The sequence below is a fragment of the Francisella sp. SYW-9 genome, from assembly GCF_008711465.1.
Classification (GTDB): Bacteria; Pseudomonadota; Gammaproteobacteria; order Francisellales; family Francisellaceae; genus Francisella.
Genome location: NZ_VXKQ01000008.1, coordinates 218223 through 229951, shown reverse-complemented (window position 1 = coordinate 229951; position 11729 = coordinate 218223). Strand labels below are relative to the sequence as shown.

The following is an 11729-nucleotide window of genomic DNA, read 5'->3' as shown; positions in this document are numbered from 1 at the left end:
TCTAAGGAACAGCTAAAGCTAATTAGACACTGGGTTAGAGAGAGTTTAAAGTAAACTTATCTAGGACAGCCCCAATCTTTTTTGTCTATAACTTCAAATATTTGCAACATTAGTTATGGCTAAGATATTATGTATGTAGTAATTATTTAACTTGAGTGTTTGTTAGATATGAGTTTATCAAGAAAAAATATTAAAATATTATTGCTACTATTTATTCCAATATTAAACTTATCTGCAAGTCAGCTCACAGATACTACAAATGATGCTTTAGAAAAGCCAAAAATGATTTCCGCACCAATAAAAAGATTCCATAAAGCTCGTATTGGTACAGCTATTTTTGTAGGAAAGGGTAATATGTCTGAGAAAAAAGCATTTGTTGAGATAGATACAGGATCTTCACGTTTAGTTCTTGAGAAAAAGTATTTGTCAAATTATCAAGCGACCGATAAAAAAGTAACTATTAATTATGGCTATGCTAATCTAAAATCAAAAGTTATAGGTGAGCTTGTTTATTCAGATATTACATTTGATACACAGCCAAAAGTTACAGCCAAACATGTGCCAATTATTATGGTTCCGAATGGTACTTTTAAAGGTTATGCTGGGATTTTAGGCTTAAAGCTGGCTACACAAAACTCTCCTTGGAATTATTTACCAAGCCCTTATAACCAGCTAATGATAATAGATGGACCAAAACAAGCTATATCTTTTGGAGCTTCAACAAGAGAAACTTTAGATAAATATACAACTTATAAAATAAGATCTACGGTAAGATGTCATAATACAGTTACTCCAAGAGATCCCATAAATAAAACTAAATGTTGGGATCCATATGTCCCTGTTAGATATACTCTCATAAATAATAATGGAGAAGTTATATTTGATAAAACAATTAGAACATTATTGGATTCAGGGGGATATTATACTCACTTATTATTTTCAAGAGTTCCTGAACGCTTAAAACAATATATAAAAAAAGATCAGTTAGTAAATAGTAAGCTAAAATCGGCATTATTTGCATCAAGTGATCTTAATATCGCAACAACAACTTTTGTTAGAGCTTCTCAGTATAGGGAAGATAGAGTTAATTCTGGCCATGCATTGTTTTATACTAAAAGTGTTTTATTTGATTCTACTAATGGTATTATTGGAGTTAAATAATAACTTAGTATAAAGTTATTTATATAATTCTTTATCTATAAAAATATATTCTAGTGAGGTATAAGATGGATTCACAGTTTATACAATATAACGATCCTAATAACGAAGTTCTATATCAAAAGTGTAGACCTGTAACAGATATCAAAAGTGCTAAAATACAAGATATTATCTCTGAGATGCATCAAAAAATGAGTGGTAACGGTATCGGTCTGGCAGCTAATCAGATTGGCTATCCTTATCAAATATTTATGCTTGAATTTGATGGTTCTAATTCTAGATATCCATTAGATTTTGAGAGTGTAGCATATCAGGTGTTTATTAATCCAAAAATTACAAAAGCCTCTAAGGAAAGAGTTAGCTTTTGGCATGGTTGCTTAAGTGCTATAGGTGAAAAAAGAGGTAAGCTTGCAACATACAAAGAAATTGAATATGAGGCATATAGTCAATATGGTGAGAAAATTATTGGTAAGTTAGATTCGATTGCTGCAGTAATTTTTCAGCATGAATTCAATCATTTGCTTGGTTCTGTATATGTTGATTTTGATACTGAATATATGGATAATGAAGAACTTCAAGCAAAGTTTGCAAGTGGTGAGATTAGTCCATATGAGGAGTGTGGTGAAAATATTCCTTTCTTGCTAGAAGGGTATGAAATAGGAACTAATATATATTAGTCTTAGAATAAGAGTTTTATTATTTTGGTCTTTAAATAGAGAAAAAAGTATAAAAACTATTTAGAATTATCCTATAATAAATAATTAATTTATATTTAATGAGTAAATCAATAATGAAACTTTTTGCACTATTAATAGGTGTATTACTTTCATTTAATTATAGTTTTTCTAGTGAGATTGATAAGAAATCTCCAGTATATTTAGAGAATCTTCAAGATGTAATACAACAAAATATACTTCAGCACCAAGGTCAATATATGCTAGGATCTGGAGCTGTAAATGATCTGATAGGAGGCATTACAGTACCTAGCTATACAAAAGTAACTAGTGTTGGAGGGATTAGTTTTGAAAGTAAAAATATTAATTTGAAACTTACTCCAATTATTAAACAAGGTAAAGTAACGGGCTGGCAATGCGTTAATCTAAAGACACAAGGTAAATGTAGTAAGAATAGTTTGAGTAATGAGGTGGAGTATGTTTAGAAAAACTAAAAAAAGAAAGAAAAAAATAGGTCTATCCATAGCTTTGCTATTTCCTTTTTTAGGTTATAGTTATGATTTAAATCAAAATACTCAGCCAACAAATGATATTCTTAGAGTAGCTGTAACAGCTAAGGATAGCTATAAAAAAGATAAGGTTTTATCATCTGAATCTAGCCTAAATGTTCCTAATGAGAAGCCGTGTGTAGTTAATTTATATAATAATTTGAAATTTAATAATACTCAGCAAAAGAGTTTTAGCTATACACCTCCTAAAAATTGTCCAGGTCCATGGTCAAAAGTTATTTTAGAAAATACCTTTGCAACAAAAAAAGGTGTACAGTATGATCGTACAGCATCTTTATGGTTAGATGGAGTGAATCTTTTCTTTGGTACTACTGCAGAAGTAAAAGGGTCAAAATGGCAAACTCAAAGCGATATCACTGAGTATCAAAATTTACTTATGAAAAGTGGCAAAGGCTTTGTGTTTTTACCAAATGTGCTTACTCCTAAGCGACCTGGATACCCTGTAGGGTCATCAAAACTATTATTTTATCCAGAAACTAAGCAAGCAAAACTTAGTACATCTATTGCAGATAAAGTTATAGGTTTTGCTGGGACTGATAATTTTAAACCTGGTTATTTAGTAAATTCTGACTCTACTTATAGTATTAGTAAAACTTTCCCAAGAAATATTACTAAGGCTTATTTAGATGTTACATTACAAAGTCAAAAGATAGATGAGCAATGGTTCCAATGTGTACCAAGTAGCTTAGCTAAGAGGCTAGGTACTTGTGGTAATGGAGCTTTTCGCGAAGGACAAGTATATATTGATGGACAGCTAGTTGGGATTGTACCAATATTTCCTAAAATATATACTGGTGGAGTAGATCCTTATTTATGGCGTCCAACTCCAGCAATAGAAACATTAAACTTTGATCCATATCGAGTAAACCTAACTCCTTTTGCAAGTTTATTGTCAGATGGTAAAAGTCATAAGATAAGTATAAAAGTTTATAATGCTAATGATGGTTTTTCAGTCGCAGGAAATTTACTTCTATATTTAGATAAGAGTCAAAGTATAGTTAAAGGCGCTGTAACTAAGAATACTTTGGTAGATTCACCAAATGTAATTTCAAATGAAAATTTTGATAAAAATGGTGGACGCTTTGTAACAGCATCAACTAGATCTTTTACAACATCTGGTTATATTCTAGATCATAATGGTAAGAAAATAACTACGATAGTTAAGACTTCTATAAACTTTAGTAATTTACAAAACTGGATAGTTTCTTCTAAGAAGTCAGAGCAGTTTATGAACCAATATACTAATATTGAAAATCAATATATACAAAAAACTGCAGATGAGACGACTACTACAAAAGAGTATATCAGTTGGCCGTTAAACATTACTTTTACCAATACTCTAGATTCTAAAGAGAAAAATGCATGGCTTAATCAAATACATCAAGGGTATAGTAAAATCAAATCAGTTAAAGAATCAAAAAGTCCAGTAGTTTACACTAGTAATATGTCTAGATATATTACAGGCATTAGTAAAACTTATATTAACCAAGTTAAGAATATGGTTATTGGAAATGCTAGTCAAAATGTAACTCAAAAGTTTGACTATTCTAACTCGAATGGTGAACATATCCATCACACAATTGATGTTATCAATGGGAAGGTAGCAGAACATAATTAATATCTAGGTTACTAGTCATAATCTTCTGAAGCTGTAATTTTAGCAACTTTTCTCTTAAAAAAAATATTCTAAATGAAGGTACATACTTTATTAATAAAAGGAAAATTATGATTAAATTTATTCTTACATGTATCGCCATATCTGGAATATTTACTTTAGATATATATTTACCAGGTGTCCCTGAACAAATTAAATCACTAAATGTTAGTAGTACAGCAATTAGCTGGACTTTTACAATATTTTCAATCACTTTTGCTATTTCACAATTAATTGTAGGTCCTTTATCTGATAAATATGGAAGAAAGCCGATTTTAATTATTGGATTATTTTTAGCTACTGTATCAACGTTTTTATGTGGGTTGGCAAGTGGCTTTTGGGAACTTCTTACTTTCAGAATATTACAGGCTGTTGGAGCTTCATGCTTTGTAGTTATGCATGCCATTATTAGGGATCTACATGATGGTCCTATAGCTACACGGCTAAGAGGTTATTCAACTATGATTGCTGGAGTTATAATATCAGTGGCTCCATCTCTAGGATCTTTTCTTGTGTATATCTCCGGTTGGCGTGGAACATTTATCTTAAGTTCAGGAGTATTTCTTTTAACATTTGTCTTTATAGTTTTTTTCTTTAAAGAAACTAATACTTCCAACTCTATCAATAGTAAAAACATTATTAATAACTATTATACTTTAGTGAGATATAATCCTAGCTATATGAAACGTAATATACAGTATGCACTAGGATACTCTGTTCATTTTTGTTTTGTAATAATGTCTTCTTATATAATAGTAATACAAATGCACTATAATCTATTTGTATATAGTTTCTTTATGGTACTGTATGGCTTAATGCTTTTTGCTAGTGGAGTTGTTACAAATAAATTAAGTATTAAATATCATAATGCTCAAATTATTGTTATAGGTACCATAATTATGTTAACAAGTGCATTGCTATTATTAGTACTCTCTATTACTAATAATTCTAATATTTATATCTTTAGTATATTGATACTAATAATGATAGCTGGTGGGACTATTACTAGACCATGTAGTTTAACATTGGCACTTAGTTCCATACCTGGATTATCTGGACAAGGAGCTGCTGGTGCAAGCTTATTACAGTTTTTATTATCTGGAGTTATTGCTAGTATAATGAGCGTATTTAGTATGCATATTGTAGATATAATCTGCATATATACTATGCTAGCATCCTTTATGATTTTAATTATTAATAAGGGAAAGCCAATACTTATACTTAAATAAAAATAATTAGAATTTTATAGAGTAATTTTTCTGTTGATATATAGGTTGACATATAAATTAAGAGGAGTATTATAGTACCCACTGACGATGATAGCAGTCTGGAACCACCTGATCCCATTCCGAACTCAGAAGTGAAACGGGCTCACGCCGATGATAGTCTGGCATTTGCCCAGGTGAAAGTAGGTAGTCGTCAGACCTTTTTCAAGAAATGTTTTCCAAATATATACTTTAAAGTCCAGATTTATATTATAGAAGCTATTAGTTGTTTAAGTTATGCTTTTATAAAGTATAGTTACCTTCAAACCTTTCAAAAAATCCTAAAAATTCACCTTTATCATTTCTAACAGCAGTCATATATAGACGCATATTTAATCCTTTATGCACATATAGGAACTGTTCAGCTGCATGATTCTTTAATGCTACGGCATGCTTTTTATAACTTCTTCGGATCTTGCTTATTATGGCCTTCGAATAATACCTTACTAATCATATTAGGGTATCCGCGTTCTTGATTGTACCAAAATTTCGCTTTTTTGTTCATGTATCTAATAATATAGTCCTTATCAACAAAGACGATAGGGTGCGGGTGAGCGTCAAGTAGTAGTGAATGTATTTCTGTTTCAGTCATACCTATTCTCCGGTTGTATGTTTAATTGTATTGTTGAATACTTATATTTAGTCAGATTTATAAATGACTTTTATGCTAGAAGTATTTCCAAAATATAATTCTTTAACTAGAATTAAAAATCTATTTTATACAATTTATTCTAACGGTGTGATTGAGAAAGAAAACTTTTTTACAGCAATATTTATCTTAACTATTAGCTATATTCAGTGAAAAGTAATTTGAAATTTAAATAGTAAATTATCAGATATTAATAAATTAGTTTTTAAGGATAGTTTGGATATTCATTTTAAGTAAAAGATTACTATTTTTATTTCCTCTATCTTTTCTAGTCCTATGATTGCTTATGCATTTTTGCACAGCAGTGTTCATTTTATAGTATTCCAGATAAGAGTCATGCCTCATATAATACTCATTATCAGCTGAGAGGTTGAAAGATGAAAAGAAAATAAAAAGGAGAAATAAAATGAAAACGATTAAGAACCTAAAGAAGTTAACATCGCAAACATTAGCAGCATGCAGCGTTCCACCATGTGGGGGTTAAGCAGGCTAATAAAGAATAAAGATTTAGAGAAAAATTAAAAAAGGAGAAATAAAATGAAAACGATTAAGAACCTAAAGAAGTTAACATCACAAACATTAGCAGCATGTAGCGTTCCACCATGTGGGGGTTAAGCAGAGCTAATAAAGAATAAAGATTTAGAGAAAAGTTAAAAAAGGAGAAATAAAATGAAAACGATTAAGAACCTAAAGAAACTAACATCACAAACATTAGCAGCATGTAGCATTCCACCGTGTGGAGGTTAATCAGAGCTGATAAAGAATAAAGATTTAGAGAAAAGTTAAAAAAGGAGAAATAAAATGAAAACGATCAAGAACTTAAAGAAACTAACATCACAAACATTAGCAGCATGTAGCGTTCCACCATGTGGAGGTTAATCAGAGCTGATAAAAGAATAAAACTTAAAGAAATTAACTACGCAGATAGCATCTTGTAACGTTGTTTCATGTGGAGTTTAGAGGTTTTTTTAAATATAAAAGGGAGAAAAAAATGAGAACAATTGAAAATCTGAAAAGACTAACATCAAATATATCACTATCTTGCAAAGCTTGTGGAATAATGTGCGCGGCTTAGTAACTATAGAAGTAAAAGACTAGTAAAAAAATAGGGTGACAGTAGTATGCAAAAAATAAAACTTCCATTAAAGACTGATATTTTAAACTGGAATAATGAGTCAGTAATTCTGAGAGTTATGAAAGAGCTAAAAATGAATAGAGCACAGGCAAAACAGTGGTTTACAGATTTTATGTGTTGGCTTTACTCTGCACAAAGATGGCGCTTAGAGAAACAAAAATCATTTATGATGGATTCAATGAATTACTTAGATGAAGTTTGGCATGCATACATTTTACATACACGAGATTACTTGACGATGTCAAAGGAGTTATTTGGTATTGAGTGTGTTCACCATAATCCAGAGAATCCATTTAAAGGCGAACCTATGGATCCAGAAGTTTTTGAACAGCAGTTATTATTTTTAATGGATGATTGGGGTGAGCAGTATATTGATCGAGTCTGGGCATATGGTAATGATGTTGCAGAAGCTATTTAGATAAAAACTAATCCTAGGAGAGTAAAATGAGTCTAAACTATACTATACTTTATCATGATACTAAGAGAACTAGTTATACAGATAAATTAGTTAAAAGTATTTTAGCCTATATACAGAGCCCATTAACTATAGAGAAGTTTTATCAAAGAATATTTGAGTTAAAATGTGATCATATTGTTTTTACAGATGAAAAAGATACCCCTGTGGGTTATGTTTTAGTTAAAAATATTGATAGTAGAAACTCTCAATGTGAATTACATCTTCATGCATTTCAACCAAAATATAGAATGCCAATGATGATGTTTATTTATAAATATAAATTTACTCAGACTGTATTTTATAAGTTATATAAAGATATTAACACTTTTCATTTACTCCCTTCAAAAAAGTTAGTTAGTAATGTGAAGAGTAATTTTTTAATACGTTTATTTAAGTCATGTAAAGATATGGAACTAACAAAACATCAGTTACCAAAGTCAATAACAAGCAAAAGACCAGATATTGGAGCATATTTTATTTTATCTAGAGGTATTAGAAATGCGTAGTTGGGTTATAGCTTTATTTATTGCATCAATGTGCTTTTTAACAGGAACCTTTATAGTCTTAGAAGCACTTTTTATATATCGTTTATTAAAGTTTTATCGAGCAGCTTTTATAATCTATTTTTATAGGTTTAAGCTAGCTATAACCAATATTATAAATTTATCTAGGAAATTTATAATATGTTTCTGAAGTCATTTTTTGTAGTTAATTTTCAAGAATAGCAAACAAAACATAGAATAAGTTGATATTATTACTCTATATAATTTTCTTATAATATAGAGATGAAGAAAGTTTACGATAATTTATTTTTTTTTAAAACATTAATAAATAGTGGTTCTTTTTCGCAAGCAAGCGCAGTGCTTGGAATAGCACATACAACTATTTCAAGACAAATTTCACAACTTGAAGATCAAATTGGTAAGAAATTAATTACACGCTCAAACAAAGGTATTGAGCTAACTTCTGCCGGTAGAATTTTATATAACTCGACATTAAACCATCTTGAGAGTATTGAAAAAGTATTAGATGATGTGGAGGGTAATATCAGCAACCTTGATGATGAGAATATTCCTATCAAAATATTTTTGTCTATTGGTTTTTCATACTTTTTTATTTATAACATTTATCCAAAGCTAAAAGAAAAATTTCCAAATATTAAAATTGAGCTATCAACATATACATTTAATATGATGGAGCGTGAAATTCTTAAGCTTAAAAACTTTATTCAACATTTTGATATTTGTATAATAGAAGATTTGTTCTTTCATGCAATAAATCCTGATCACTGGAATATTGTTACACGACGTTCAGATATTATGAAGATTTTTGCTTCTAGAGAGTATTTAAAACAGCATGGTGAACCAAAGAAATTAGAAGATCTTAAAGATCATAACTGCTTATATACAAATCTTTGGTCAAAAACTCGCTGGAATCTACTTGATGATGATAATAAAGAGCACTCAGTTGTAATCAATGGTAACTTTGCAACAGATGTGTTAGTGCAGTTAAGAGATCTTGTGCGTTTAGGTTATGGAATAGGGTTACTTCCAGAAAAATATTTTGATGAGCCTGGTGAGGAAAACTATGAAATAGTCAACTTACTTCCTGAGTATAAGACTCGACCATTTGATACCATTGTATTGACAAATATTCATGCTCAAGATGTTGAAAAAGCTAAACAAACAGGCAAAGCTATAAAGGACATTTGCATGGAAATTTTTCAGCGCTGGTAGTGTTACTTATATATGAATAAGTGTTTATAATTTGTTTAAATACAGTCAATACATTTTGATTTTTTTAAGGGATTTATCTAAGTGTTGCTTAGAGTTATAGCGTGTGGGTACAACACTTGACTTTGTGTAGTCAAAATATATTAACTGTATTTAGAACATCGTTTCCAAGATTAAAAATGTTATACCTGTATAAGTTATAACTAATCCTCCTAAATAGATGCAAATGTAATTAACTCGAGACTTAACTAAATCTTTCATTTTGCTTCTTATTTTAACGTAAGATGATCTTGCTTAATTATAAGATAAAAAAGTGTTATAGCAATTATGTAAAATTAACAAGGACAATTAATTTTTAATAAAGGCTATAATTTTAAGTATCGGTAAATTTTGGTAAATATTTTTGAAATGTTTTTCACATCCTAATATGTTATCCTATAATACAATTTTTCTTATTAAAAAATTAAATGTTTAGAAGTTTACCTTTATTTATTGGCTTAAGATATATTCGTGCGAAGAAGCGTAATAGGTTTATATCTATTATTTCAGCAATATCTTTTCTGGGTATATCCTTGGGTGTTGCAGTTTTAATCACTGTGATGTCTGTTATGAATGGTTTTGATCAACAGATTAAAAGTAGAATCCTAATGATGGTGCCGCCATTAAAAGTATATGAAATGGGTGGGAAACTTAATAATTGGCAACCTCTTTCAAAAAAGATACTGGCAAATAATCCGAAAGTCACTTCAGCTGCTCCTATAGTAGAGTCTCAAGGGTTACTTAGTGCAAATACTGGCGGTAGTACAACCGCGTTTGTGCAGATCCAAGGGATAGAGCCAAAATATCAAACTAAGGTCTTGCCTATTAAGAAGCATATTGTTGATGGAAGCCTGTCATCTTTAGATGATGGTAAGGGCTATAATATAATTTTAGGTAGTGTTTTAGCAGGCAACTTGGGTGTATCTGTGGGTGATAAAGTTACTCTTATTGTGCCAAAAGTTAGTCTAACTCCGGCCGGTATGATTCCTAGGATCAAGCAGTTTACAGTAACGGGAATCTTCTCTGTGAGTTATCAGTATGATGCCTATTATGCGATGATTAATCTCAAAGACGCACAAAAAGTTTTTGAGACAGGAAATGCTGTTACATCTTTACAGTTAGGCACAAAAAATGTCTATGATGCTCCTATCATTAAAAATAAGCTAAATGATGGAGGCTTATCATCTTATTATTTTACTCGTGATTGGACAGATGAGAATAAATCATTCTTTGATGCTTTGAAGATGGAAAAAACTATGATGTTCTTTATATTGCTATTGATAATAACAGTAGCAATATTTAACTTATTATCGTCTTTGGTGATGGTGGTTACAGATAAGCGTAGTGATATTGCTATATTAAGAACTATGGGAATGTCCTCACGCCAAATTATCACAGTATTTATATATCAAGGTTTTATAATCGGTCTAATAGGTACAATTATTGGTGTATTTTTAGGGGTGATATTATCAACTTATGCTACAGAAATAGTTAATTTTATCCAGCATGTTACAGGTAGGCAGTTCTTAAGTGCTAGTGTTTATTTGATTGACTATATTCCATCAGATTTAATGTTCTCTGATGTTGTTAAAGTGACTTTAGTATCAATGTTTTTAAGTTTCTTAGCAACATTGTATCCTGCTTGGAGTGCTTCAAGAGTTCAACCAGTAGAGGCGCTAAGATATGAGTGATATTGTTTTAAACTGTAAAAATGTTTCAAAAAAATATACTGAATTTAAGAATGATATAGCTATTCTTAAAGATATTAATCTTGAGATTAAAAAAGGTGAAAAAGTCGCTATATTAGGTTTATCAGGTTCTGGTAAAACAACTTTATTAAATGTACTGGGTGGGTTAGATAAATGTAACTCTGGTGAAGTGTATTTAATGGGTGAAAGATTTGATAACCAATCTGTTAATAAAAGAGCAATGATGCGTAATAAACACTTAGGTTTTATATATCAGTTACATCATCTTTTACCTGAGTTTACGGCTATAGAGAATGTTATGATTCCTTTAGCAATCACTAAGAAATATAACAAAAAAGATTCTATCAAATATGCCAAAGAAATACTTGAGAAAGTTGGCTTAGATCATCGAGCAAATCATAAACCGGCAGAGCTTTCAGGTGGAGAGCGTCAAAGAGTAGCAATAGCTAGAGCACTTGTGACTAATCCAAGTTGCATTTTAGCAGATGAACCAACAGGAAATCTTGATAGTCAACGATCTGAAAGCATTTTTCAACTAATGCAGCAGTTAAGTGATGATTTTGGAACTAGTTTTGTAATTGTAACTCATGATGAAGAACTAGCTCAAAGAATGAATAAAATCTATAGATTAGTAGATGGTGAAATCCAATTAGTTCAGCATTCTGAATAACTCTATTTTTTTATATT

Annotated in this window: 10 protein-coding genes and 1 rRNA gene; all 11 read left to right on the top strand. The window is 30.3% G+C overall.

Translation table 11 applies throughout. The annotated features are described in order from the left end of the window. Positions 1–168: 168 nt before the first annotated feature. The 11 genes from F3D62_RS04710 to lolD all read left to right on the top strand — a co-directional run bounded on the left by F3D62_RS04710 (position 169) and on the right by lolD (position 11712). Positions 169–1161, top strand: a complete 993-nt coding sequence (locus tag F3D62_RS04710) for a hypothetical protein (protein ID WP_150467092.1) — start codon at positions 169–171, stop codon at positions 1159–1161. 65 nt (positions 1162–1226) lie between these two features. Beyond that, complete coding sequence (locus F3D62_RS04705; protein ID WP_150467091.1) at positions 1227–1835, top strand: peptide deformylase; 609 nt, start codon at positions 1227–1229, stop codon at positions 1833–1835. A 98-nt stretch (positions 1836–1933) separates the two neighbouring features. After that, positions 1934–2317, top strand: coding sequence for a hypothetical protein (locus F3D62_RS04700; protein ID WP_150467090.1), 384 nt, complete (start codon positions 1934–1936; stop codon positions 2315–2317). Then, entirely contained in the window at positions 2310–4019 is a 1710-nt protein-coding gene (locus tag F3D62_RS04695; protein WP_191092536.1) for a peptide-N4-asparagine amidase, read from the top strand. The genes F3D62_RS04700 and F3D62_RS04695 overlap by 8 nt, the downstream gene beginning before the upstream one ends. Before the next feature lie 107 nt (positions 4020–4126). After that, positions 4127–5284: an MFS transporter gene (locus F3D62_RS04690; RefSeq protein ID WP_150467088.1), complete on the top strand. Its 1158-nt coding sequence runs from the start codon at positions 4127–4129 to the stop codon at positions 5282–5284. Positions 5285–5364: 80 nt separating this feature from the next. After that, positions 5365–5480, top strand: a 5S ribosomal RNA gene (rrf, locus tag F3D62_RS04685). Between the two features lie 1610 nt (positions 5481–7090). Continuing rightward, positions 7091–7522, top strand: a complete 432-nt coding sequence (locus tag F3D62_RS04680) for a hypothetical protein (protein ID WP_150467087.1) — start codon at positions 7091–7093, stop codon at positions 7520–7522. A 26-nt stretch (positions 7523–7548) separates the two neighbouring features. Further along, complete coding sequence (locus F3D62_RS04675) at positions 7549–8067, top strand: hypothetical protein (protein WP_150467086.1); 519 nt, start codon at positions 7549–7551, stop codon at positions 8065–8067. Between the two features lie 279 nt (positions 8068–8346). Further along, positions 8347–9297, top strand: a complete 951-nt coding sequence (locus F3D62_RS04670; RefSeq protein WP_150467085.1) for a LysR family transcriptional regulator — start codon at positions 8347–8349, stop codon at positions 9295–9297. A gap of 464 nt (positions 9298–9761) precedes the next feature. Continuing rightward, positions 9762–11024, top strand: a complete 1263-nt coding sequence (locus F3D62_RS04665) for a lipoprotein-releasing ABC transporter permease subunit (protein ID WP_150467084.1) — start codon at positions 9762–9764, stop codon at positions 11022–11024. Beyond that, positions 11017–11712 (top strand): lipoprotein-releasing ABC transporter ATP-binding protein LolD, encoded by a 696-nt coding sequence (lolD, locus tag F3D62_RS04660; RefSeq protein WP_150467083.1) that lies wholly within the window; start codon positions 11017–11019, stop codon positions 11710–11712. Before F3D62_RS04665 ends, lolD begins: the two co-directional genes overlap by 8 nt. The last annotated feature ends 17 nt before the right edge of the window (positions 11713–11729 follow it).